Consider the following 23,786-nt stretch of genomic DNA (forward strand, 5'->3'; position numbering starts at 1 on the left):
TTGTTGACATGGGAGCTGTTTTGACCGATTCCACTACGACAAGTCTCTGGTCATTATACGATTTGCACAGCCATACTAAGGCTTCCGATGGCTTACTTACACCAGAAGAACTGGTGAAACGAGCCGTTGAGCAACGCGTATCTGTGTTGGCTATCACCGACCATGACACTATTGATGGCATTGAACCTGCCATTAGTGCCATAGCGGAGCACAGTTTGCCACTTAAGCTGATTGCGGGCGTTGAGATATCGACCCTGTGGGAAAACCATGAAATTCATGTCGTGGGAATTGGCGTCGACTGGCGGCATCCCTTACTCATCGACTTTCTTCAGCAGCAAAGCCAGCGCCGTTTAGCCCGTGCAGAACTCATCTCGGCGCGTCTGGAAAAAGCGCATATTGCTGATGCCCTTTCAGGGGCGCTGGCCTTGGCTGAAGGCGGTGCCGTCACGCGCGGACATTTTGCTCGTTTTCTTATTGCCCAGGGTAAAGCCGGCAATATGGCGCAGGTATTCAAGAAATACCTGGCCAAAGGTAAAACCGGCTACGCAGCGCCTCAATGGTCCACAATGAAGCAAGCCGTTGATGTAATTCATCATTCCGGCGGACGAGCCGTACTCGCTCATCCGGGCCGTTATGGATTGTCGGCTAAGTGGCTTAGGCGTCTCTTAACCTGTTTCAGTGAATACGGTGGTGATGCAATGGAGGTGGCACAGTGTCAGCAGGCATCAAATGAGCGTAACCAACTTGCGCGTTATGCCCTGGCCTTCCAACTGGCCGCCTCGCAAGGTTCTGATTTTCATCAGCCTTGTGCGTGGATAGAGTTAGGAAAAAATCTATGGCTTCCGGGTGGGGTTGAGGCAGTCTGGCAGCGTTTCCCTGAAATTACAGAGGCTTGTTCGCCCGTTACGCGGTAAGCAAGAGGTTAATTATGAGCCAGTTTTTTTATATGCATGCGGAGAATCCGCAACCACGCCTGATAAAACAGGCGGTTGAAATCCTCAATAAAGGTGGTGTGATTGTTTATCCCACCGATTCCGGTTATGCATTAGGTTGCAGACAGGAAGATAAAAATGCTATGGAACGCATCTGTCGTATCAGACAGTTGGAAGGGGATCATAACTTCACACTTGTATGTCGTGACCTGTCAGAGTTATCGACCTATGCGCACGTTGATAATACGGCGTTCCGTCTGATCAAAAACAACACGCCGGGTAACTACACCTTTATTCTGAAAGCAACCAAAGAAGTTCCTCGCCGTCTGATGAGCGAGAAAAGAAAAACAATTGGTCTGCGGGTTCCTTCTAATCAAATATCTCTGGCCCTCCTCGAAGCGCTCAATGAACCTTTGATGTCCACATCGTTGATGCTCCCCGGAAATGATTTTACGGAGTCCGATCCGGAAGCGATACAGGATGTCATTGGTAAGCTGGTGGATTTAATTATTCATGGTGGTTATCTGGGTCAACAACCCACAACGGTTGTTGACCTGACTGAGGGTACGCCGATTGTTGTAAGGGAAGGGGGGGGGGACGTGCAGCCTTTTCTTTAAGCCAGTTTACAACCATTGCGATGTTTAAACAGGGGAAATATCCCCTGTTTTCAATTTTACCAATACGGAACGGTTAATCTTACCCCACCATTGCGGACCGATAAAAGGTGTTTAGCTGTTGTTTAAAGTTAACAGAATTGTGTTCGCGTTTAATTCTTTCCAGTGACCGCGCGGATTTACTGACGACGGCTTCACGATTATCAAGTGCAGAAATGATATGTGTCTTTAACTGTTCGACAATCGCTGTTCTCAGGGTATTTTTTGCATTTTCACTGTCAATGACGAACTCATACATATCGTTCAATGGACAGGTTATTAACCATCCGGCGGACTCCGGGTTAATTTCGGGTAATGCACGAACATTGGTAGTGATAACAGGACAACCGCTTGCCTGCATTTCCAGAACAGAGAAACCGTAAGTATCCTGCCAGGTGGGTAATAGTCCGACGTCGCTGGTGGCTATGAGTTTCATTACCTCCGTATTAGGCAGGCTGGCATGGTGTGTAATAAACGGATATTTTGCAATGCACGCTTCTACGTGGCGATGGAAGTCCGCGTTGTCTTGCCAGTCGCGATGAGCGATGTTGTGCTTTCGTGATAAATCGCCAATCAGATTGACCTGGACATCACCATAGTTAATCAGCCCTGCCTCCGCTAAGTCTGCAAAAGCAAGCACGGCCTCGGCACCGCCTTTACGGTAGAATTCATTACCAACAAAAGTGAAGTTAAGCGTGCCTCCAGTTTTACGAGGCGTTTCAGACAGTGGGGCTTGTGGAGGATGCAAAACGCATAACTTCTGGTTTATGGTCTTTTCCAGAGCAGGAAAAGAGAGCAAAAGTTTTTTCTGAATCTGCCGGGTTGCTTCTGATATAGCGATGAGCTTTACGCAGGATGGAGCAGCGGCCAACTGTAGCAAATCATGAAGTTCCGGGTTGTCTGTTTTAGCCATACCATCAACCGGCAGTACCCTTGGGATTTCCGTTTCAAAGGACGCTATCCAGGGTTTTGATGTGCTTGCAACTTCATTGAACAGGTGGATGGCCTGCGTATTCGACGGTAACGTGCCGGGCAATGTGCGGAAGAGGAATTTTTTATTTTTCTTAAAAAGTCTACTTCTCAACGCATTGATATAAAGATAGATATTCTTTTTTTGCAATCCAGATAATCGTTCTCCGGGTCAACGATAATGTTTCTTTGCTCAGGATAACCGGTGCTACTAATTGCAATTTTCATAATTTTTCCGACGCTGAATGGGGTTTGTTAAATTATTTTTCGACAGAGTTAACGCTAATAATCATTGCGTTAAATACTTACATCAAATTTATTATTTTGATAGTGGGATTTATCTTTTCTTTGCTGGTTGTCTGAGTTTCAGATTTTGGCTAATCAGCGCCGCCACCGATCTTTCCTGCGAACAAACCCGTTGCCGCAATCCCGCCAGTTCATCCCGGAAGCATCGCAAGGTGCAAGTCCGGCCTGGGGCAGCAGTCAACGGCAGGTAATTCTGGCGATGACAGGGTGGAACATGATGATTTATCGCCGCCCGGCTTATGATTGTGAGCAAACGGGTCGTGACGCAGATTTATTGATAATGATGAAGAGTAAGATACCAACCGATGATCTTATCGTGCATTTCCTCTGACTTCGAAAAGCAAATTGTTCTGCGGGTCAGTCGTTTGATATGTGTGCGAAGATTAAGATTATGTCGTTCTGTCCGTTGGGTATATTTCTTGCTCACCACGTGGCCTGTTGCACTTAACAGAACTTTATAAACCGGCCAGGCATCTGTCATATAAAAGGCAAGGTTAAATTTGCTTAACAGGGCCGGCAATCGTCGCAGGGTCGGGGCATTTCTCGGGCCGAAGACGTGGGCCAGAGCACGTTTGCGGATACGGTCATAAGCATAGAACAACCACCGGGGATTGCTTTTACACCGCACGTAAGACCATTTTTCACCGGCTTCACAGCAGATAACAACCTCCGTTTCGGGGTCGATATTCTCAGCTACCTGCTTTGGCGAAATTTTTTTAAGTGCCGCAGAACCGTATTGAGGCTGATACCGAGAACCCGTGCGGTATCGCGACATCTGGAATCATTCATGGCCATATTAACAATGGTCTGGTGTGTATCTGGTTTGGCACCGGAGTAGCTAAAGTTGAGCTGAAAGGTCTTTGAACAATGCTTGCAGATGTAACGTTGGGCACCGGATGCTGAATGTCCGTTACATCGTACAGCATGAGTTTCATTGCACTGAGGGCAGACGACATCAACTTTAGCCATATATTACATCCAAAGCGCAAAACATACGTGATCAGCAAGTCTGCGTCACGACCAGCAAACGCAAAGCGACGCGGTAACTTACCATTCCTCATTATTTGTACCGAAGCTGAAGAGATTGCAGCATTTCTTCAGCGTTCGCAGACATGATGTTCTGGCAGGACGTCAATGCAATAAACGTTATCGCGTTTTTTGCTCAGTTAAATTTGATATAATGGCTTCGCTGCTGGTTTCCGCAGTGCTTTGCATTCTGTGTCAGACTTAACGGGGTGTCACCTGGGGGTACCCAGGATATTTGCTGGTTATCTTCATCGTGATGAAAAATCATATGGTGCATTATTGTATAATCCCTTCCGGCATAGTTTGATGCCAGCCTGCCGCGGCTGGAAGGGAATCTTATTTCTCGGTGGTATCATGATGCCGTTCAGCACCAGATACTTCAGCACACCTGCTGGCCGGCTAACGTATTCATTAGCCCACCTCGACAGGCGACAATTACCTATATTGAAGAGCACAACGTTGACGCGACGTTTTCCTCAGGGCTTTTTTTCATAATGGAGCGCATCGGGGTTCAGGACGGTTTTTCGATGATGCCTCTATGTCGGCGTTTTCCCTGACGATAAATATTCTTTTAAAGAAAATCGTCTTCAGCGAACTAACCCAAGATTTTTAAATGGTTATATGCGCTTAAGAAGACACGCACCACTCAGTCTGAAATTCGTGTAGTATGTATGCTGGCATAACATCATGTATGCCTTATTGCTGCCATGTTGTGTGTCGACAAGTGATGACATATCAGCAGGTGAGCTAAGTATCATCACCTGCTGTTCTTAAAGACTAAAATGACGCCTGGGAAGGCGACAACGAGGTAGCGCGATGAGTGAAAAGTTGCAAAAAGTCCTGGCGCGTGCCGGGCACGGTTCCCGCCGTGAAATTGAAACGATGATTTCGGCAGGACGAGTGAGTGTGGACGGTAAGCTGGCGGGATTGGGTGATCGCATTGAGCCCAGCAAGGCATTGAAAATCCGTATTGACGGCCACCTTGTCTCTATTGCGGAATCGACGGAAGACGTTTGTCGTGTTCTGGCTTATTACAAACCTGAAGGTGAGTTGTGTACGCGTAACGATCCTGAGGGGCGTCCTACCGTGTTTGACCGCCTGCCAAAATTGCGCGGTGCCCGCTGGATTGCCGTTGGCCGTCTGGATGTTAATACCTGTGGCCTGTTGCTGTTCACCACTGACGGTGAGTTGGCCAATCGCCTGATGCATCCTGGTCGCGAAGTGGAGAGAGAGTACGCGGTAAGGGTGTTTGGCCAGATTGATGATGAAAAACTCAAGCAACTGAGCCGCGGGGTTCAACTTGAAGATGGCCCGGCAGCCTTTAAAACACTCAAATTCAGCGGTGGCGAAGGGATTAACCAGTGGTATAACGTCACCCTGACGGAAGGGCGAAACCGCGAAGTGCGTCGGCTTTGGGAATCAGTTGGCGTGCAGGTAAGTCGGCTGATCCGCACCCGTTATGGTGATATTGATTTACCCAAAGGATTACCACGCGGTGGTTGGACAGAACTGGACCTGACGCCTGTTAATTATCTGCGTGAGCTGGTTGGCCTGCAGCCGGAAACCGTCAGTAAAGTACCTGTTGAAAAAGATCGCCGCCGCACTAAAGCAAATCAAATTCGTCGTGCCGTCAAACGTCACTCTCAGGTTACCAGCCGTCGGCCCGCAAATAAGCGTTAATTCTGTTTGCAGGCGAATTTCAGGAGGCGAAGCTTAACCTCTCTTCGTTTATGAAGCCTTAAGAATCTGACCAGTCAATGTTCTGCGATGACGGTACACTATTATCTACAGCATCTGTAGCCGGGTGTATCTCAGCTGCGCATTCGGCATTACTATCCTGTGAGATCGTCTCCCTGAGATGATGGCATTCTGCGTGCACAGCTTGTGCAGGCAGACTTCAGGGGAGCACTGTGCTGCTGCCAGTTCGCATACGTTTTGCCTGTCGCTTGAGGAGCCGGCAGGCTTTGCGTCTGTGTCAGTAAGGCTCAGTCTGACAGATATAACCCTGTAAGCAATGTCTGAATATTTAAGCAAGTTATGTCTGCGCTTGGGCCATTTCCCCTGTGTCAATTAAACAAAGTCAACAATGTTTTGTGTCCTGTTATAAGGGGCAGGCACGGGTAAAGCAGAAGAAATAGACATCAAAAACCATAAAATGTCACGTTTTTTGGGGACCGCTTTTTTCGTCTTTACTGGGGGCATTAGCAACGATGTACAGACATTATTCTGCTGGCCCGGGTTTTCTGCCTGGCTGGGCATCGAAACTCATACCGGTTTTACCTTTGCTGTCATCCCCCATCAGATAAAGATAGAGCGGCATTATTTCAGCGGGCGTTTTGAGTCTGGCTGCATCTTCCTCAGGGAAGGCACTGGCACGCATTTTCGTGCGGGTCCCTCCGGGGTTGATGCAATTCACCCGCAGCTGGTCAATATGATACTCCTCTGCCAGCACCTGCATCATGCCTTCGGTAGCAAATTTTGACACCGAATAGGCCCCCCATCCTGCACGACCTTTGCGTCCAACGCTGGATGTGGTGAAAACCAGTGACGCGCTGGTGGATTTAAGTAGTAGCGGAAGAAGAGACTGAGTCAGAAAAAAAGTGTTATCAACATTAACCCGCATTACCTGCTGCCAGATACAGGGGCTTTGTTGCTCCATAGAGACAATATCACCCAGCAGCCCTGCATTATGCAGCACGCCATCCAGTCGCGAAACGCGCTCTGCAACGTCCTTAGCTAACTGCTGGCAGTCGGCTGCTGTCGCACTATCCAGGTCAAGAATAAATTTATGGGCGGCTGGCAGCGCCCCGGCGGTAATCTCATCAACAACCGCCTGTAGCTTCTTTGAATTGCGGCCAAGCAGTAGGACACTGGCACCATAACGTGCACAGGTGAGGGCGACTTCACGTCCGATGCCATCACTGGCCCCGGTAATCAGAATAATGCGATCGGTCAGCAAATTGCTTCTGGGTTGGTAATCCATAAAAAGCTCCTCAGGTATTCATCAGCCGGAAAGGGGGGGCGTTAAGGTGGCGGTACCCTGAAGCACGTTTTCTGCCTGAAAATGCGGATGTGTTCAACGTGGATGCTGAGGCAAAAAAGCAGGAACGGGGCGACGCGGCACGCTGTCTAAGCTACACTAGCCGCTTTGCTTAAACGATGATAATTAAGGCGGATTGAGTGGAACTACTCTCTTATTATGGGCTTTTCCTGGCAAAAATACTCACGATTATTGTGGCGATTATTGCTGTGGTTATTGTAATAACGAACCTTGCCGTGCGCAAACGGGGACGGGGAGGTCAGCTTGAACTGACAAACCTGGGCGAATGTTATCGGGAAATGAAAGATGAAATGGTACTGGCCCAAATGAAACATACCGAGCAGAAACAATGGCATAAAGAGCGTAAGAAAAATCAAAAATCTGACGCCAAAAACGCCAAACAGCTGGCGAAACAAGGATTAAATCAGAGTAACAAGAAATCCTGCCTCTATGTGATTGACTTCCGTGGCAGCATGGATGCACATGAGGTCTCATCCCTTCGTGAGGAAGTCTCAGCAATACTTTCGGTAGCAAAACCGGGAGAAGAAGTATTGCTACGTCTGGAAAGTCCTGGCGGTGTTGTACACGGTTATGGTTTGGCCTCGTCACAATTACAGCGTTTACGTGACAGGGGGATCCGGCTGACGGTCGCCGTTGATAAAGTGGCTGCCAGTGGGGGATATATGATGGCCTGTGTTGCTGATCGCATTATTTCAGCACCCTTTGCCATTATCGGTTCGATTGGCGTAGTGGCACAAATCCCCAACTTTAATCGGCTACTCAAAAAGAATGAAATCGATTTGGAATTACACACGGCAGGGGAATACAAACGTACGCTGACGTTGTTTGGTGAAAACACCCCGGAAGGGCGTGAAAAATTCCGGGAAGATTTGAATGAAACGCATCTGCTTTTCAAACAATTTGTGCATCAAATGCGCCCCACTTTGGATATCGATAACGTTGCGACGGGCGAGCACTGGTTTGGAACTCAGGCACTTGAAAAAGGGCTGGTTGATGCAATTGGAACCAGTGACGATCTGATAATAGAACAGATTGAGAGTCATGAAGTTATCGCTGTACGCTACACAAGGAGAAAGAAGCTCCTCGAACGTTTCACACAGAGCGCGGCCCATAGCGCCGAACGCTCGCTCCTGCGCCTGTGGCAGCGCAGTGAGAAGCCGCTGTTATAATTTTAATTAACGCCTGTTTCGCCACGGGCGTTAATTCTCTAAACGACAGTGGCAAGAATAGAGTGTTGCCAGATATTTAAAGACATTAAATTGTACTAGCTCAGACCTGATCTGACAGTTACCGGTTATTTATACAAGTGTCTGTCAGATTACATCCGGTTCAGATCCTTTTCTGCCCAGACCCGTTTTCCATCAGGTAACGTGGCCATTGGCGTTCGCCCGCAGCACATTTTTCCCTGATGAGTTCGCTCATTATTGTCATGCCACAACCCGTTGTCCAGATCTGCCTGCAGGCTCTCCAGGTCCCCATATCACTTCTTGCGGAACGTAACCTGATAAAAATCCTGCAAAATCGTTTTATGGAAGCGCTCGCAGATGCCGTTCGTCTGCGGAGACATCGCCTTCGTTTTCGTATGGTCGATATCGTTGATGGCCAGATACAACTGGTAATCATGCTGCTCCACCTTACCACAGTACTCCGTTCCCCTGTCGGTCAGTATTCTCAGCATCGGCAGTCCCTGAGCCTCACAGAACGGCAGTACCCGATCATTTAGCAGGTCGGTGGCAGTGATCGGTGTTTTACTCGTATACAGCTTGCAGTGTGCCACTTTCGAGTACGTATCCACGAACGTCTGCAGGCAGATACGGCCCACCCCTTTCAGATTGCCAACGTAGAAGGTGTCCTGCGACCCGGGATAACCCGGATGAGCCGTCTCGATTTCGCCGCTGGCCTCATCATCATGCGCCTCTGGCAACTTTTTCCTCAGGCGCCTTCAGGCGTTTACGGAAGTTCTCCAGATCGTGCCGTTGCCAGATGGACCGCACGCCGCTGCCGGAGATAAACACGCCTTTTTTACGCAGCTCATTACTGGTCCGGTGCTGCCCGTGGGCCGGGAACTCAACGGCATATTCAACAACCGCGCGTTCAGTGGCTTCGTCGGCGCGGTTCTTCAGGTTGGGAACCCGGCGGTTCTGGTTAACCAGTGCATCGATGCCACCTTCAGCAGCCAGTTCCTGATAACGGTAAAACGTGTCGCGCGACACGCCCATGATCTTGCAGGCTTTTGATACGTTACCAAGTTCTTCGGCGAGATTGAGCAGGCCGGCTTTGTGTTTGATGATGGGATTGTGAGTATGGAGCATGAGGGTGACCTCGCGTTTTGTTTAAGGATTAGACACCCATATCAAAACCGGTAACTCTCAACCTTTCAAGGTCCAGTGTCAGATCAAGTCGCGACTAATACAATTAAATACAAGGGTTGTTTTTTCGCCCGGCAAACCCTGTTTATCCAAAAAATAGTCTCCCCTGAACACTAAATAACTGTCCGGAATAGTAGATCACTTTGGGGGAACTCAGTCCGGTTTATGCGAACTGATCAATCGCTGAATATCCCAAATCACCAGCCGGACTGAGCAATGCCGATCATAGCAACAATACTCAGAACCGGACGATGTCTGATGCAGAAAACGATCCACAAAACAAAGGACAAAAACCACGCCCGGCGACTTAGTGTAGTGGTCAACAAAAGCTGTCCACAGTTTTAGAGTTTTTCCAGAACCGCTGTTCTGATTCGTTCGGTGCCATTCCACCATTATATTGATGGGGCCGGAGATGACTGTAATAACCTGTTATGTAATTCGTGATGCTGCGTTGTGCTTCACTGGAATGACTGTAGCCGGTGTCTGGTATCCATTCCGTTTTAAGGCTGCGGAAGAAGCGTTCCATCGGGCTGTTATCCCAGCAGCTACCCCGTCGGCTCAAACTTTGTTTAATCTGGTATCGCCATAATAGTTGTCTGAGATGAGTGCTTGTATAATGGCTTCCCTGATCCGAATGGAACATGACGTTTGCCGGTTTATTTCTTCGCTCCCATGCCATTAATAATGCTTTGCCAGTCAGCGATGAATCGGGGAAAGATGACATCGCCCAGCCAACAGGATTACGTGCAAATAAGTCCGGAACAACGGCCAGATATGCCCAACGTGTCCCCGTCCAGATGTAAGTCACATCGCCGCACCAGACCTGATTTGGTTCATTCACGGCAAACTGACGTTGCAGGTGGTTCGGGATCTCAACATGTTCTTTTGATGTCTTTTTATAGCGGTGTCCGGGCTGCTGGCAACTGATAATATTCAGTTCTTTCATCAGTTTTCCTGCGCGCCAGCGGCTAAGATGCGTACCTTTCGCCGTGACCATGGCAGCGATATTACGTGCACCCGCAGAGCCATTGCTGGCGTGGTGAACTTCCCGGACAAGACTCAGTAATGCCACACGTGAGGCATCGGGAGTTTTCGGCTTACGCCAGTATTTATAACTGCTGCGATGAACCCCGAACACGTTGCATAAAATGGCAACAGGAAACCGCTTCCTGAGTTTCTCAACTAACGAGAATTTTTCAGGGAGTCTGACATCAAGAGAGCGGTAGCCTTTTTTAAGATATCGTTTTCCATTGCAATGCGTTGTATCTGTTTTTTTAGCTCACGCATCTCGAGTTGTTCCGGTGTCATGGGCATTGCATCAGGCGATTTCCCTGCCCGTTCGTCCTTGAGCTGGCGAACCCATTTATCCATCGTGGAAACACCGACGTTCATAGCTCTGGCAGCATTGGCAACAGAATAATTTTGGTCGAGTACGAGCTGTGCAGCTTCAGGACGGTACTCAGGGCTGAAAGTTCTTCTGGTTCGTCCGGTCATAATGTCACCTGTTCTGACTGTGAGGTGATGATATCACCTCTTTTCAGGTGGACAGGTTTAGTGTGCCACTACAATGTGCCCTCAAAAGGATCTACCCATTTTTAATTATTATAAAATAATGTTACCACATCACCAGTATCCCATCGTAGTGTTCCTCCTCCAATGGAGGATATTTTCCATTTACCTCTTGTATTGTTGCTAAACTCGATAGTTCCTTTAGCGTAACAGGGAGAATAACGCTCATGAATATTGAAATTTAAAGGCACAGGATATGCCTCAGAAAAGAAACCTCTCACATCTTTCTCTGTTATTTTAAATGCCAGCCAGCCATTTTTTACATTTCCTGATCCATCTTTACTTTTTCCTGTTTCATTAATTTTTACCTCTGTAATTTTTCTGATTGAAACCTGATCTGCAAAAGCCATGCTTATAGAAAAAATATACACATTATGGTAGATGTTTTTTTTGCCATTCTGCCGTACCTGCTTCTGTCTTAACTTTATATGATGCTTCAGGGTGTCTGAAAAGATACTTTCAATGTGTCAGCAAGTTCAGCTATAAGCCATTTTAGTGAATTGTTTTGTGCATCATTTACTTTCTCATAAACAGCATTTTCGCTTTCACCTGAAACAGGCTTCCCAACAATCTCTATCCCCAGAGGGTCAAAGTCTGCAGGATAACTTTCTGGGTAAGTTTTCTTCTGTTCTAAACGCGAGAGTTGTTTATACTTATTCAATAAAGGTTTTATTGTGGTAATTTCTGAAAGCTTACATGTCTTTTCCATGTAGCATCTGGATCTTATATTTCCAGCATGATTAGTAACTTTAAAAAATGAAGCTGTCTGATAGATGGTTTCGTTTTTATTTATCAGAAAATGAGCACCATTTGCGCCTGTATTTTTATAACTATTAAAAGAGCTGCACGCTGTAGAGCCTCCGGTTTGATGCACCACAATCCCATTTACCTTATCCAGCTTACCGCGCTCTATTGTACTGAATCGCTTTACAACAATACATTCCGCATCAACCACACCATCGTCATCGACAAATAACATAGTTTTATTTCCTTATAACATCTTTGTTTAAATGACTGAATTGGCTTTAATGTCATAACCCATAGCAACCGTATCCGCGGTATTTCCCTCTGCATTCTGCAAAACATACTCCATTTTTACTCGCGAGAAAGCCATACTGATTGCCTCACTCAGCCACCGCTTCTGGCGAATAAGCCGGAACGCGGATAACGTTAATCCCCAGCTCACGCGCAGCTGCCAGGTCAACATTGTTATACCCGGCACAGCGCAGCGCCAAAAAACGCCCCCATTTCGGCTAACTCTTCCAATACAATACGGTTATCATATCGTTAATGAAAATACATACGGCTTCACAGCCTACCGCTGTTTTAGCGGTTTTTTCAGTAAACAGGAAATCAAAAAACTCCAGCTTATAGCCATAACGGATATTGACTTACCCAAAGTATTTCCTGTCGTACTGTTTGGCGCTGTAAACGGCAAGTTTCATTTTCATCTCCTGAAAACTCCGATCATAAAGGGACGGGGCTTATCATAACAATATTCGCCATTTTACAGCGTCCCTGCTTTGCGCATCAGATAATTTCTCTGTCCATTCACTGTGTAAGGCTTCTCGCATGCAGGATAACATGCCATTATTCAACCCTATGACTTTAACGGAAGTATTGGAAACCTGCCATGACCCGCAGCTGGAAGCTGTTCATAACAACAATCGCACTGCTGCTGTTTACCAGCGTGACCTTATTATTGACCATGACCCACTGGTTGCCCCGTCTGGCAGGCGTATGGTTGCCGGTTAATACCACGGTCAGATTAGATAATAACCTGACATGGAATAACGGAGGCTTATGGCTTCCCGTTATTCGCTACCGTGCTGGTGAATGCCAACTGGCAGCCGTGCGTGGTTTATCATTAAAAAGAGAAAAGGGGCGCTGGAAGCTGGCAGCCGAAAAGGTGCAGGTAGACAGCGCTTGTTTTCACAATTTGACCGCAGGTTATCCTGATACCACGCTCAAAACACTGGCTGAGTGGCAGGCTATGTTACCTGCGACCGACGTTACCCTCGCTCAACTTACCATCCTTCCCTGGCAAGAGTGGGCAGGTGTTTTGCACCTTGGGCTGGACAATCAGCAACAGCAGATTTGCTATCAGGGAAAAAATCTTAATCTTATTGCCTCATTACGCAAGCGGCAACTTAATATCACATCATTATCTTTCAATGTGCCAGGCTTACCACAGCCCCTCCATTTTTCAGGTGAATTAACTTTGCCGGTAACACTAAACGCGATACCAGAAGCCGGTACCCTGCACACTACCTTGACTACGGACGTCATTCCGCATGCACTGAATGCCAGTCTTCGCTGGCAGAAGGGGCATGGGGAGTTCAATGTGGCCCGGCAGGATGAAGATCTACCGTTGTTGCGATTGCCGTGGCAGGTTACACCAACAGAAATCGCCATAGAGCAAGGTGAATGGTATATGCCCTATGGCAATCAACGGCTGTCGGGCGCAGTCTCGCTCTCTTTAAAAAACTGGCAGCAGGGATTGGCCGCTACGGAAATTAATGGCCGTATAAATATGTTAACAGAGGGAAAAGGAGGAAAAGGTAATGTGGTCATGGCACTTGGCCCGGGACACCTGGACTGGCGCAACAGTGCGTTGCCTTTCAGGCTGACGGGTGACAGTAAAATCGCTCAATTAATATTTTTTGCGGCCGTTCCGGGAGAAATACGGGGGGCGTTATCCGATCCTGTTTTGGCGTTAAAACCCGGCGCATTGCTGCGGATGCGTGGACAATTACTGTCCACAATTGAAGTAAACGAAGCACGCTGGCCGCTGTCCGGGGTGATGGTCTCATCGCAAGGCATAAATGGCCGTTTGCAGGCCATTCTTAGCGCACATCAGCCTGACAAGGGTCAGTTTCGTTTGCATCTGGATGGCCGTGCCAGCAATTTCTGGCCAGACAAGGGGCAGTGGCAATGGCGTTACTGGGGAGAAGGCGAACTGGCGTCGCTCAAAGCCAGATGTGATGTGCGTGGTAGGGGACGCTGGCAGGATAAGCTGATCGAGCTGCAATCGCTGTCGACGGGTTTTGACCAGATCGCTTATGGTAGCATGACCGTTCATGCTCCGCTGCTACTTCTTGAAACACCACTGCGCTGGAAGCGTGACCCGCTCGCACCGTCTTTTAACGGAATCTTAAAACTTAACGCGAAAAAAATCCTGTTCAGCAGCGGCGGATATTTACCGCCAGCCACGCTGTTGATGAAGTTTGAAGGACGCGATCCTGATGCCTTTTTATTAAAAGGTTTCCTTGAAGCACACCCTGTTGGACCTGTACAACTTCAGGGACGTTGGGACGGACAACGTTTGCGGGGGCAGGCATGGTGGCCTGAACAGCCGCTGACTGTATTTCAGTCCCTGCTTAGTGATGATTTAAAATTAAAAATTCTTGGCGGCTCGCTCAAGGCTCAGGTTGCCTTTTCGGCTGCCAGCACTCAGGGTTTTGAGGCAGGAGGACACTGGGTTGTTGCCAATGGCAGCGCACGTACGCCAGATAATCAAATCACGGGTACAGACTTTTCTTTGCCGTTCAGATTCAAAGCCCATCAATGGTATTTTGGTCAAAAAGGGCCGGTATCGCTGCGAATCAAAGAAGTAAAGAACCAGTTTATCTTAAGAAATATCACGGCTGACTTACAGGGGTGGTATCCCTGGAACACAGGCCAGCCTTTGCATCTGAGTAATGTTGGCATCGACCTGTTGGGCGGAACAATGCGGATGGAAAATTTGTCGATGCCTCAGACGCAGGCCGCCACACTTTGTATCAAAGGTATCAGTATGAGTGAGCTGATCACTGCCATACAGCCAAAACAGATTGCCATATCGGGGCATATTAACGCGGTACTACCGCTCTGGCTGGATAATGCCCGCTGGCTGGTAAAAGGTGGATGGATTACCAATAGTGGTCTGCTTACCGTGCGCCTTGATAAAAACTTCGCTGATACAATTGCCGACAATAATATCGCGGCAGGCGCGGCTATTGACTGGCTTCGCTATATGGAAATATCCCGCAGCTGGGCCACTGTGGATATCGATAATCTTGGTCAAATGACCATGAAAGCGCAGGTTAACGGCACAAGTCGCTTCAGCGACAAAAATCAGCGTGTCTCACTTAATTACACCCAACAGGAAAACCTGTTTCAGCTGTGGCGCAGTCTGCGCTTTGGTGACAATTTACAATCCTGGCTGGAACAAAACACGTCGCTGCCAACCCACAAGGAAAATCTGAATGAAACGCATTAGCCTGCTGGTACCAGCCGCAATATTGCTGCTTAACGGCTGTGTACCGCGCATTGAGGTGGCGGCGCCGAAAGAACCAATCACTATTAATATGAATGTCAAAATCGAGCATGAAATCCATATTAAAGTAGATAAAGATGTTGAAGTGCTGTTGAAAAGCCAAAGCGGCCTGTTCTGAGGATAAACGGATGAAAAAAATATATGCTCTGTGGCTAACGCTTTGCCTGATTTCTCCCTCACTGATGGCCCTTACACTGGACGAGGCGAGGGCAAAGGGGCGCGTGGGGGAAACATTATCAGGCTACATTGCCGCACTGGCTCAGGAAAAAGAGACGCGCGCTCTGGTTACGCAAATTAATCAAAAGCGGCAGGAGAAATATGAAACACTGGCGAAGAAAAACAATTTGAGCACGGTTGAAGTGGCTCGGATTGCAGGCCAAAAGCTGGTTGAACGGGCTGCCCCTGGTGAGTATGTTCGTGGAATCAATGGGCAGTGGCTGCAAAAGAACCCTTAAACGTCGGGGAAAACTGCTCAGGGCGGAACGGCGTGTGTCGGCACTGTGTCCACTGCCCCTTATATCCCCGCCCAATGCGGGCGGGGATATAAGGGGAGCTATTCAGGGGTTCCCTGCGATCTAACATAATCTTTCAGCGTTTCGGTTGTTGCGCAGCCAGCGCTACAGGCGAAATAGGAGTGTGACCAGAGCACCCCGCTATTACTCTGCTTTCGTAGGTGCGTATTCAACTGGCGCACATAGCGGCGGCTGAACGACTTTAGGTTATTCACCAGCACGCTAACAGGCAATTTGGGTGGGTACGCTACCAGTAGATGAACGTGATCCGCTTCGCCGTCTACCTCCATTATTTCCACTTCCAAACGTTCGGCGGCAGATAAAAATGCTTCGCGCATTTGTGCAATCATCGCACCATCTAACAGCTTGCGGCGGTACTTCGTTACAAATATCAAATGGACAACCAATTTACTGACGCTATGGCGGCGCTTTAGATACCCCGCAAAATTTTCTTACTGCATACCCATTTTTAAAACCTTATTTGGCACCATATAATACATGCAATAATACTATTGAGCACCAATTATGTATAGAGCGACTAAGGTACGCATTTACCCAACACCAGAACAAGCTGAATTGCTGGAAAAGCAGTTCGGCGCGGTGCGATTTGCGTACAATAAAGCCTTGCATATCCGCTCGCATTGGTACAAACGCCATGGCGTTTCACTGAATAATGTAAAGCACATTCAGCCACTGCTACCCATCGCCAAAAAATCACGCCGCTATAGCTGGATCAAGGCGGCAGACTCAAACTCGCTACAGGTGGCATTGCAAAATCTGGATCAGGCTTTCAAAAACTTCTTTGAAAAGAGAGCTAAATACCCCGCTTCAGGCGCAGGCACGGATCGCAGTCCAGCTATCATTGCTCAAACCTGAAAATCACCGCCGACACAATCAAGATCCCGAAAATCCCGCCTATCAGGGCAAATATTCACAGGGAGCGAATCGGCAAAGTAAAAAGCATTACCGTTAGCCGTTCTGCTACAGGTAAATACTATGCTTCCATACTTTGCGATGATGGAATCGAAGCGCCTGCGAAGCCCGCACTGGTAAGCACGGTTACCGGTCTGGATATGGGGTTATCCCACTACGCCATAAAATCGGATGGCGATAAAGTTGCTAACCCACGCCACCTTATCAACGCCAGCCGGAATTTACGGCGCAAACAGAAGGCCTTGTCACGCAAGAAAAAAGGTAGTGCAAATCGCCGTAAATCCCGCATACGGCTTGCTGGCGTACACGAACGGGTAGCCAGTGCCCGCGCTGATTTTCAGCACAAACTCTCACGTATAATTATTGACGAAAACCAGGCGATAATTGCAGAGACGCTGAAATCGGCAAATATGATGAAGAACCACCATCTGGCACGAGCGACAGGCGATGCAGGATGGAGCGGATTTATTTCAAAACTGGAATACAAAGCAGCAGAGAAAGGTGTTCACGTGGTGAAGCTGTATCAATGGTTCGCCAGTTCGAAAACCTGCCACTGCTGTGGTCACAAAATGCCGGAAATGCTGCTGAACAAGCGTATATGGCAATGCCCTGAATGCGGAGTTGAGGATGACCGCGATATCAATGCAGCCATCAATACCCGGCAGAAAGGCATACTGGAATTACAGGCGGCGGATCTCGTCGTCTCTGCCCATGGAGGCCAGCGTAAATCCGTCACACAGACGGTTGCGGCCTGAGACGTGGGAAGCCTCGCCGTTTACGGCGAGGAGTAGTCACTAAAATGAAAACATGGGCGCTGACCGCATGGGCTGGCAACGCAGTTTTCAGGCCGAAAAAATTGAAACGTTAACACTAAGAGCCTATCTCAACAGGACTTTATTCCAGACAATAAGACCACAGGAAAAATGCAACAGGACCCCGTAATTCTCAGACTTCTTTTCCCGTCAGGTCAGGATCCGGAGAAACCGGTTCATCCAGCTATAACGCCTTTTGGGACAGACTCTAAGCCTGTCCTGTTTTTCCTCAGGTGCTTTCAGCCGCTTACGGAAGTTATCCAGGTCATGTCATTGCCAGATGGTGCGCACGCCGCTGCCGGAGATAAACACACCTTTTTTAGGTCGTGACGCAGACTTGCTGATCACGTATGCTTTGCGCTTTGGATGTAACATATGGCTAAAGTTGATGTCGTCTGCCCTCAGTGCAATGAAACTCATGCTGTACGATGTAACGGACATTCAGCATCCGGTGCCCAACGTTACATCTGCAAGCATTGTTCAAAGACCTTTCAGCTCAACTTTAGCTACTCCGGTGCCAAACCAGATACACACCAGACCATTGTTAATATGGCCATGAATGATTCCAGATGTCGCGATACCGCACGGGTTCTCGGTATCAGCCTCAATACGGTTCTGCGGCACTTAAAAAAATTTCGCCAAAGCAGGTAGCTGAGAATATCGACCCCGAAACGGAGGTTGTTATCTGCTGTGAAGCCGGTGAACAATGGTCTTACGTGCGGTGTAAAAGCAATCCCCGGTGGTTGTTCTATGCTTATGACCGTATCCGCAAACGTGCTCTGGCCCATGTCTTCGGCCCGAGAAATGCCCCGACCCTGCGACAATTGCTGGCCCTGTTAAGCAAATTTAACATTGCCTTTTATATGACAGATGCGTGGCCGGTTTATAAAGTTCTGTTAAGTGCAACAGGCCACGTGGTGAGCAAGAAATATACCCAACGGACAGAACGACATAATCTTAATCTTCGCACACATATCAAACGACTGACCCGCAGAACAATTTGCTTTTCGAAGTCAGAGGAAATGCACGATAAGATCATCGGTTGGTATCTTACTCTTCATCATTATCAATAAATATGCGTCACGACCGGATTGTGAGTATGAAGCATGAGAGTTACCTTGTGTTTTGTATAAGGATTCGACACCCATATCAAAACCGGTAACTCTCAATCTTTCAGGGTCCAGTGTCAGATCAAGTCGCGACTAATACATTTAATTAAATCTCATCCGCAAAACTCACACAGTCACTGTGTCGGACTATTACTCAGGACGCCGCAATATCTTTCAGCACTGCTTTCGCTTCACTGGTGGCCTTTTGTGCAACTTCCGGGCCGTAAGCGATACCTTCAGCAAAAACGAATTTCACATCTGACATTCCAAGGAAATCCAAGAATAATTTAAGATAAGGCGTGAGCAAATCGCTCGGCGTATCTTTATGAATGCCGCCACGGCTGGAAATAACCACCACTTTTTTACCCGTTATCAACCCTTCCGGTCCGTTTTCGCTGTAGCGGAAAGTGACACCAGCGCGGGCGACCAGATCGAAATAATTTTTCAGCTGCGTAGGAATGTTGAAATTGTACATTGGCGCGGCGATAACAACGATGTCATGTGCTTTTAACTCTGCGATCAGTTCATCGGATAAATTCAATGCTTCCTGCTGGCGGGGCGTTAATGCCGCATCGGAAGGGCGTAGCGCACCAACCAGTTCACCATCAAGTACGGGCAGCGGATTGGCCGCCAGGTCGCGAACGGTAATGCCGTCGCTACCGTGTGCCGCTTTCCATTCATCAACAAAGCTATCGGCCAGCTGGCTCGACTGGGAATAGCCGGCAAGGATACTGGATTTGAGTACTAAAACGTTGCTCATGATAATCATGTCCTGTTAGTTATGCAGAGGTCTCACGGCCTGGTGACTGACACTTTAAGGGCAATCAACACTCAGTGATAGTGCAATATTCTGAGGCCAGTGTTCAAATTTACTGAACAAATATAGCGGGTAAAAAGGCAGGCTAAGTGATTGTCTGTGCTACACTACGCAAAATTTTTCCAGTCTGTCCATGATAAACCGGCCTGATAGCCTGCGATTAGCGAGTTCTTTTATGTCTGATACTCCCCATAAACCATTGACGGCGCTATTTCAGCGCGTTGAAACGTTGATGCTGCGTGATCGCCAACGTTTGCTGAAGCGTTTGCACGGTGCAAAAAAAGTAAAAAATCCACATGCTCAGGAAGCAATAGCGTCTGAATTAAATCGCGAGATTGACCTGGCTGAACAGCGTGTGAATCAACGCCGTGCGGCCATACCAGGCATCAGATATCCTGATAATTTGCCTGTCAGCCAGAAAAAGCAGGAGATAGCCGACGCAATTCAGGCTCATCAGGTTGTTATTGTGGCTGGCGAAACCGGCTCCGGCAAAACCACACAGCTGCCAAAAATTTGCATGGAGTTGGGTAGGGGGATAACCGGACTAATTGGTCACACGCAGCCACGAAGGCTTGCCGCGCGAACCGTCGCCGATCGCATTGCTGAAGAACTGGAGACAACGCCGGGCGGCTGTGTTGGCTACAAAGTCCGCTTCAACGATCGGGTTAGTGACATCACTCAGGTTAAACTCATGACCGATGGTATTCTGCTGGCAGAGATTCAGCAGGACCGACTGCTTTTGCAATATGACACAATCATTATTGATGAAGCCCATGAACGCAGCCTGAATATCGATTTTCTGCTGGGTTATCTGCGAGAGCTGTTGCCGCGGCGACCCGACCTGAAAGTGATTATCACTTCAGCAACCATTGATCCCCAGCGTTTTTCCAGACACTTCCACAATGCGCCCGTTATTGAGGTTTCCGGCAGAACCTATCCGGTTGAAGTGCGCTATCGCCCCGTGGTTGAAGAGGCGGATGACAGCGAGCGGGATCAGCTGCAAGCGATTTTCGATGCCGTGGATGAACTGGGCAAAGAAGGGCATGGAGATATTCTTATTTTCATGAGTGGTGAACGTGAAATACGGGATACCGCAGATGCCCTGAATCGTCGTGAACTGCCGCACACCGACGTTTTGCCACTGTATGCGCGTTTATCAAATGCGGAGCAAAACTGGGTATTTCAGCCGCACACTGGCAGGCGCATCGTGTTGGCTACTAACGTGGCCGAAACCTCGCTCACCGTACCGGGCATTAAATACGTGATCGATCCTGGCACCGCGCGCATCAGTCGTTACAGTTTCCGCACCAAGGTACAGCGCCTGCCGATTGAGCCGATCTCTCAGGCATCAGCCAACCAGCGTAAAGGACGCTGTGGCAGGGTTTCCGAAGGTATTTGTATACGCCTTTATTCAGAAGATGATTTCCTGAGCCGCCCCGCCTTTACTGACCCGGAAATCCTGCGCACTAATCTGGCCTCAGTTATCCTGCAAATGACGGCGCTGGGGCTCGGCGATATCAGCGCGTTTCCTTTTGTGGAAGCGCCGGATAAGCGTAATATTCAGGACGGTGTACGGTTGCTCGAAGAGCTGGGTGCGATTACATATCATGACGACGGTCGCTATCGGCTGACCTCTTCCGGTCGAACCCTGTCGCAGCTGCCGGTGGACCCGCGTCTGGCAAAGATGGTGTTGGCAGCAAAAGATTATGCTTGTACGCGTGAAGTAATGATTATTGCTGCTGCCCTTTCGATTCAGGACCCGCGCGAGCGCCCTGCAGACAGACAGCAGGCATCGGATGAAAAACATCGGCGATTTGTTGATAAATCGTCTGATTTTTCGTTATTCGTTAATCTGTGGGATTATCTGCAAGAACAGCAAAAAGCCCTTTCTTCCAGCCAGTTTCGCCGCATGTGTAAAATGGATTATCTCAATTACTTGCGCGTACGTGAATGGCAGGATATCTACACACAGCTGCGTCAGATCGTGCGCGAGCAGGGTATCCCGCTTAACAGCGAAGCCGCTGACTTCATAGGGCTACATACCGCGTTGCTGACGGGCTTGCTCTCGCATATTGGTCAAAAGGATGCCGAGAAGCAGGAATTCACCGGGGCACGGAACGCGCGCTTTGCCCTTTTTCCAGGCTCCGCGCTATTTAAAAAACCGCCAAAATGGACCATGGTGGCAGAACTGGTCGAAACCAGCCGACTCTGGGGGCGTATTGCTGCGCGCATTGAACCTGAATGGATTGAGCCGATAGCCCAGCATCTCATCAAACGCAGCTACAGCGAACCACACTGGGAAAAAAGCCAGGGGACGGTAATGGCCACTGAAAAAGTCACCCTGTATGGGTTACCTATTGTGGCAGCGCGTAAAGTTAATTATAGCCGTATTGACCCGGTATTATCGCGCGAACTGTTTATCCGCCACGCACTGGTTGAAGGGGAATGGCAGACGCGGCATGCATTTTTTCGTGACAATTTTCGCCTGCGTGAAGAAGTTGAAGAGCTTGAGCATAAATCGCGTCGCCGCGACATTCTGGTAGACGATGAGATGCTATTCAATTTCTACGATGGGCGTATTCCTTCTCAGACGATCTCTGCAGGGCATTTTGACACCTGGTGGGAGCAGGCCCGACGCGAACAGCCGGATCTGCTCAATTTTGCGAAAGAGATGCTGATAAAAAAGGGGGCGGAAGACGTCAGCAAACTCGATTACCCGAATTTCTGGCAGCAGGGCAATGTGAAATTGCGTCTGAGTTACCAGTTTGAACCGGGAACGGATGCCGATGGCGTGACGGTACACATTCCATTACCGCTGCTCAATCAAATTGAAGGCGAGGGCTTTGAGTGGCAAATTCCAGGCGTCAGACGAGAGCTGGTTATTTCGCTGATAAAATCGTTACCAAAGCCCCTGCGGCGTAATTTTGTTCCGGCACCGAACTATGCGGAAGCGTTTCTGGCTCGCGTCACACCGTTTGAACGTCCGCTGCTTGATTCCCTCGAACGTGAATTTCGCCGGATGAGCGGGGTGACGCTTGAACGGGAGAACTGGCAGTGGGAGCAGGTGCCCGATCATCTCAAAATGACGTTTCGTGTTGTGGATGAGCAAAATCGCAAGCTGGGTGAAGGCCGTGACCTTGCCGGGTTGAGATTACAATTAAAGGGAAAAGTGCAGGAAACCCTGTCTCAGGTTGTCGATGATGGATTAGTGCAGCGTGGCCTTAGTACATGGAGCTTTGGCGATTTGCCCGATCACTTTGAGCAGAAGCGAGGAAACTATCATGTTAAAGCGTGGCCCGCACTGGTTGATGAAAAAGACAGCGTGGCGATCCGCCTTTTTGACTCACAGCATGAGCAGCAAAAAGCCATGTGGCTGGGACAGCGAAGATTGCTGTTGTTGAATATTCCCTCACCGATCAAATACCTGCACGAAAAACTTCCCAATAAAGCCAAACTGGGCCTTTATTTCAATCCCTATGGAAAAGTGCTTGATTTAATTGATGATTGCATCACCAGCGCGATCGACAAACTGATTGAGGAACAGGGTGGGCCGGGTTGGCAGGCACAGGCGTTCACTGCACTGCATGAAAAAGTGCGCGCAGAGCTTAATGACACTGTAGTGGATATAGCCAGTAAGGTTGAGCAGGTATTGACCACCGTATTCAATATTAATAAACGTCTGAAAGGGCGCGTGGATATGTCCATGGCGCTGGCATTGTCGGATATAAAAACACAAATGGGCAGGCTGGTTTATCGCGGATTTGTTACGCAAAGTGGCTGGCGGCGTCTGCCTGATACATTGCGTTACCTGCAGGCAATTGAGCGCAGGTTGGATAAGTTACCGGTCGATCCTCACAGCGATCGTGCACGAATGATAAAAGTACAAAGCCTGGAACAGATATGGAGTAGTTGGTTAACTAAACTGCCGCCTACGCGCAGGGACGATGCAGAAGTACAGGATATACGCTGGATGATTGAGGAATTGCGGGTAAGTTATTTCGCCCAGCAGCTGGGGACACCTTATCCGGTATCTGAAAAACGTATTCAGCAGGCAATGGAGGCGTTGCTTTAAAATATTTAGCAGAGAAAAAACGATATTTAATTGCCCGACTGCTGGCTGTCTCGTTATTTATTAAATAATCATAATAAATATTACCTCTCTGAATGTAAGGGAGGTAATATTTTGTATGTAAACTAAAAAAAATGTAAAATAATGTGTTGAATTTCAGCTCTGCCACTTTTAATTTAATTTGCAAAACTGTGTTTATTGGATGTCAAGTAAATGCTTTTACAGCCGATATAGCTTAGGTATGCAGGCAATATCGGCACAGCAATCGCATCCTGCGGACATAGTTATAAAGATAATTTTTTTGTTTAATAGGCACTTATGAAAAAATGGT

At 48.3% G+C, this 23,786-nt stretch carries 20 protein-coding genes and 5 pseudogenes; 11 read left to right on the plus strand and 14 right to left on the minus strand.

All coding sequences use genetic code 11. From position 1 onward, the window contains the following. Window positions 1-8 precede the first annotated feature (8 nt). Both rnm and LU633_RS12325 read left to right on the plus strand, forming a co-directional pair. Window positions 9-914, plus strand: coding sequence for an RNase RNM (rnm, locus tag LU633_RS12320; RefSeq protein WP_040465796.1), 906 nt, complete (start codon window positions 9-11; stop codon window positions 912-914). 14 nt (window positions 915-928) lie between these two features. Next, window positions 929-1,549 carry an L-threonylcarbamoyladenylate synthase gene (locus LU633_RS12325; RefSeq protein WP_046371859.1) on the plus strand — a complete coding sequence of 207 codons (621 nt, stop codon included), beginning with the start codon at window positions 929-931 and terminating at the stop codon, window positions 1,547-1,549. Window positions 1,550-1,628: 79 nt separating this feature from the next. Here LU633_RS12325 and LU633_RS12330 read toward each other — a convergent pair whose 3' ends face one another. Together LU633_RS12330 and LU633_RS12335 are read right to left on the minus strand one after the other, a co-directional pair. Beyond that, window positions 1,629-2,705: a glycosyltransferase gene (locus tag LU633_RS12330; RefSeq protein WP_016192540.1), complete on the minus strand. Its 1,077-nt coding sequence runs from the start codon at window positions 2,703-2,705 to the stop codon at window positions 1,629-1,631. A 426-nt stretch (window positions 2,706-3,131) separates the two neighbouring features. Beyond that, a protein-coding gene (locus tag LU633_RS12335; protein WP_233481909.1) for an IS1 family transposase occupies window positions 3,132-3,829 on the minus strand; the annotation gives its coding sequence in 2 pieces (ribosomal slippage) (window positions 3,132-3,568 and window positions 3,568-3,829; 699 coding nt in all). A gap of 873 nt (window positions 3,830-4,702) precedes the next feature. Here LU633_RS12335 and rluB point away from each other — a divergent pair. Continuing rightward, a complete protein-coding gene (rluB, locus tag LU633_RS12340; protein WP_016192542.1) occupies window positions 4,703-5,566 on the plus strand; it encodes a 23S rRNA pseudouridine(2605) synthase RluB in 864 nt (287 codons plus the stop codon). Window positions 5,567-6,107: 541 nt separating this feature from the next. Here rluB and LU633_RS12345 read toward each other — a convergent pair. Then, window positions 6,108-6,869, minus strand: coding sequence for a YciK family oxidoreductase (locus LU633_RS12345; protein WP_016192543.1), 762 nt, complete (start codon window positions 6,867-6,869; stop codon window positions 6,108-6,110). 197 nt (window positions 6,870-7,066) lie between these two features. On the opposite strand from LU633_RS12345, the gene sohB reads away from it, so the two are divergent. Beyond that, a complete protein-coding gene (sohB, locus tag LU633_RS12350) occupies window positions 7,067-8,116 on the plus strand; it encodes a protease SohB (RefSeq protein ID WP_016192544.1) in 1,050 nt (349 codons plus the stop codon). A gap of 149 nt (window positions 8,117-8,265) precedes the next feature. On the opposite strand, the pseudogene LU633_RS12355 reads toward sohB, so the two are convergent. Both LU633_RS12355 and LU633_RS26205 read right to left on the minus strand, forming a co-directional pair. Then, a pseudogene (locus tag LU633_RS12355) lies at window positions 8,266-9,259 on the minus strand (IS481 family transposase). Between the two features lie 78 nt (window positions 9,260-9,337). Next, complete coding sequence (locus LU633_RS26205) at window positions 9,338-9,430, minus strand: DUF2498 family protein (protein ID WP_233478473.1); 93 nt, start codon at window positions 9,428-9,430, stop codon at window positions 9,338-9,340. Between the two features lie 102 nt (window positions 9,431-9,532). Between LU633_RS26205 and LU633_RS12360 the strand changes: the two are divergent. Further along, window positions 9,533-9,637: pseudogene (locus LU633_RS12360) on the plus strand (IS630 family transposase); the annotation flags it as partial. Here the strand turns inward: LU633_RS12360 and LU633_RS12365 are convergent. From LU633_RS12365 to LU633_RS12385, 5 genes and pseudogenes are all read right to left on the minus strand, one after another. Continuing rightward, window positions 9,636-10,810 (minus strand): IS3 family transposase gene (locus LU633_RS12365; RefSeq protein ID WP_152664153.1). Its coding sequence is split into 2 segments (ribosomal slippage): window positions 9,636-10,555 and window positions 10,555-10,810, totalling 1,176 coding nucleotides; the frame shifts between segments, so codons are not numbered across the junction. The pseudogene LU633_RS12360 and the gene LU633_RS12365 overlap by 2 nt on opposite strands. A gap of 101 nt (window positions 10,811-10,911) precedes the next feature. Further along, window positions 10,912-11,256, minus strand: coding sequence for a hypothetical protein (locus tag LU633_RS12370; protein WP_040465797.1), 345 nt, complete (start codon window positions 11,254-11,256; stop codon window positions 10,912-10,914). Between the two features lie 65 nt (window positions 11,257-11,321). Further along, window positions 11,322-11,864: a peptidoglycan recognition protein family protein gene (locus tag LU633_RS12375; protein ID WP_016192547.1), complete on the minus strand. Its 543-nt coding sequence runs from the start codon at window positions 11,862-11,864 to the stop codon at window positions 11,322-11,324. Window positions 11,865-11,891: 27 nt separating this feature from the next. After that, window positions 11,892-12,092: a hypothetical protein gene (locus tag LU633_RS12380; RefSeq protein ID WP_016192548.1), complete on the minus strand. Its 201-nt coding sequence runs from the start codon at window positions 12,090-12,092 to the stop codon at window positions 11,892-11,894. Beyond that, window positions 12,013-12,270, minus strand: a pseudogene (locus LU633_RS12385) (2-hydroxyacid dehydrogenase); the annotation flags it as partial. The pseudogene LU633_RS12385 and the gene LU633_RS12380, both read right to left, overlap by 80 nt. Before the next feature lie 248 nt (window positions 12,271-12,518). On the opposite strand from LU633_RS12385, the gene LU633_RS12390 reads away from it, so the two are divergent. Genes LU633_RS12390 through LU633_RS12400 form a run of 3 tightly spaced genes read left to right on the plus strand, consistent with a single transcriptional unit; the run spans window position 12,519 to window position 15,658 of the window. Continuing rightward, window positions 12,519-15,146, plus strand: a complete 2,628-nt coding sequence (locus LU633_RS12390; RefSeq protein ID WP_016192549.1) for a YdbH family protein — start codon at window positions 12,519-12,521, stop codon at window positions 15,144-15,146. Beyond that, the gene (locus LU633_RS12395) at window positions 15,133-15,321 is read left to right on the plus strand and encodes a YnbE family lipoprotein (RefSeq protein WP_016192550.1); all 189 of its coding nucleotides are present in this window, start codon (window positions 15,133-15,135) and stop codon (window positions 15,319-15,321) included. The genes LU633_RS12390 and LU633_RS12395 overlap by 14 nt, the downstream gene beginning before the upstream one ends. 10 nt (window positions 15,322-15,331) lie before the next feature. Next, window positions 15,332-15,658, plus strand: coding sequence for a YdbL family protein (locus LU633_RS12400; protein WP_016192551.1), 327 nt, complete (start codon window positions 15,332-15,334; stop codon window positions 15,656-15,658). 98 nt (window positions 15,659-15,756) lie between these two features. Here the strand turns inward: LU633_RS12400 and tnpA are convergent, their stop codons facing one another. Further along, window positions 15,757-16,122: an IS200/IS605 family transposase gene (gene tnpA / locus LU633_RS12405; RefSeq protein WP_152664154.1), complete on the minus strand. Its 366-nt coding sequence runs from the start codon at window positions 16,120-16,122 to the stop codon at window positions 15,757-15,759. Between the two features lie 118 nt (window positions 16,123-16,240). Between tnpA and LU633_RS12410 the strand changes: the two are divergent. Next, window positions 16,241-17,403: pseudogene (locus tag LU633_RS12410) on the plus strand (RNA-guided endonuclease InsQ/TnpB family protein). A gap of 123 nt (window positions 17,404-17,526) precedes the next feature. Here the strand turns inward: LU633_RS12410 and LU633_RS12415 are convergent. Beyond that, window positions 17,527-17,658, minus strand: a pseudogene (locus LU633_RS12415) (IS5/IS1182 family transposase); the annotation flags it as partial. Between the two features lie 72 nt (window positions 17,659-17,730). Continuing rightward, window positions 17,731-17,901 carry a hypothetical protein gene (locus LU633_RS12420; RefSeq protein WP_200896945.1) on the minus strand — a complete coding sequence of 57 codons (171 nt, stop codon included), beginning with the start codon at window positions 17,899-17,901 and terminating at the stop codon, window positions 17,731-17,733. On the opposite strand from LU633_RS12420, the gene LU633_RS12425 reads away from it, so the two are divergent. Beyond that, a protein-coding gene (locus LU633_RS12425) for an IS1 family transposase (protein WP_233481910.1) occupies window positions 17,836-18,533 on the plus strand; the annotation gives its coding sequence in 2 pieces (ribosomal slippage) (window positions 17,836-18,097 and window positions 18,097-18,533; 699 coding nt in all). The genes LU633_RS12420 and LU633_RS12425 overlap by 66 nt on opposite strands. Before the next feature lie 190 nt (window positions 18,534-18,723). Here the strand turns inward: LU633_RS12425 and LU633_RS12430 are convergent. After that, on the minus strand, window positions 18,724-19,329 hold the full coding sequence (locus tag LU633_RS12430) for an FMN-dependent NADH-azoreductase (protein ID WP_016192552.1): 606 nt from the start codon (window positions 19,327-19,329) through the stop codon (window positions 18,724-18,726). A gap of 232 nt (window positions 19,330-19,561) precedes the next feature. Here LU633_RS12430 and hrpA point away from each other — a divergent pair, with 232 nt between their 5' ends. After that, window positions 19,562-23,458 carry an ATP-dependent RNA helicase HrpA gene (gene hrpA, locus LU633_RS12435; protein WP_040465798.1) on the plus strand — a complete coding sequence of 1,299 codons (3,897 nt, stop codon included), beginning with the start codon at window positions 19,562-19,564 and terminating at the stop codon, window positions 23,456-23,458. Window positions 23,459-23,786 lie beyond the last annotated feature (328 nt).

Source organism: Erwinia tracheiphila, from assembly GCF_021365465.1.
Classification (GTDB): Bacteria; Pseudomonadota; Gammaproteobacteria; order Enterobacterales; family Enterobacteriaceae; genus Erwinia; species Erwinia tracheiphila.

What these genes read in the sequence shown, in the direction of transcription:
- rnm (WP_040465796.1), top strand. Translation starts at nt 9, where the DNA reads ATGGGAGCTGTTTTGACCGATTCCACTACGACAAGTCTCTGGTCATTA.
- LU633_RS12325 (WP_046371859.1), top strand. Translation starts at nt 929, where the DNA reads ATGAGCCAGTTTTTTTATATGCATGCGGAGAATCCGCAACCACGCCTG.
- rluB (WP_016192542.1), top strand. Translation starts at nt 4,703, where the DNA reads ATGAGTGAAAAGTTGCAAAAAGTCCTGGCGCGTGCCGGGCACGGTTCC.
- LU633_RS12345 (WP_016192543.1), bottom strand. Translation starts at nt 6,869, where the DNA reads ATGGATTACCAACCCAGAAGCAATTTGCTGACCGATCGCATTATTCTG.
- LU633_RS12375 (WP_016192547.1), bottom strand. Translation starts at nt 11,864, where the DNA reads ATGTTATTTGTCGATGACGATGGTGTGGTTGATGCGGAATGTATTGTT.
- LU633_RS12380 (WP_016192548.1), bottom strand. Translation starts at nt 12,092, where the DNA reads ATGTTGACCTGGCAGCTGCGCGTGAGCTGGGGATTAACGTTATCCGCG.
- LU633_RS12390 (WP_016192549.1), top strand. Translation starts at nt 12,519, where the DNA reads ATGACCCGCAGCTGGAAGCTGTTCATAACAACAATCGCACTGCTGCTG.
- LU633_RS12395 (WP_016192550.1), top strand. Translation starts at nt 15,133, where the DNA reads ATGAAACGCATTAGCCTGCTGGTACCAGCCGCAATATTGCTGCTTAAC.
- LU633_RS12400 (WP_016192551.1), top strand. Translation starts at nt 15,332, where the DNA reads ATGAAAAAAATATATGCTCTGTGGCTAACGCTTTGCCTGATTTCTCCC.
- LU633_RS12420 (WP_200896945.1), bottom strand. Translation starts at nt 17,901, where the DNA reads ATGTCCGTTACATCGTACAGCATGAGTTTCATTGCACTGAGGGCAGAC.
- LU633_RS12430 (WP_016192552.1), bottom strand. Translation starts at nt 19,329, where the DNA reads ATGAGCAACGTTTTAGTACTCAAATCCAGTATCCTTGCCGGCTATTCC.
- hrpA (WP_040465798.1), top strand. Translation starts at nt 19,562, where the DNA reads ATGTCTGATACTCCCCATAAACCATTGACGGCGCTATTTCAGCGCGTT.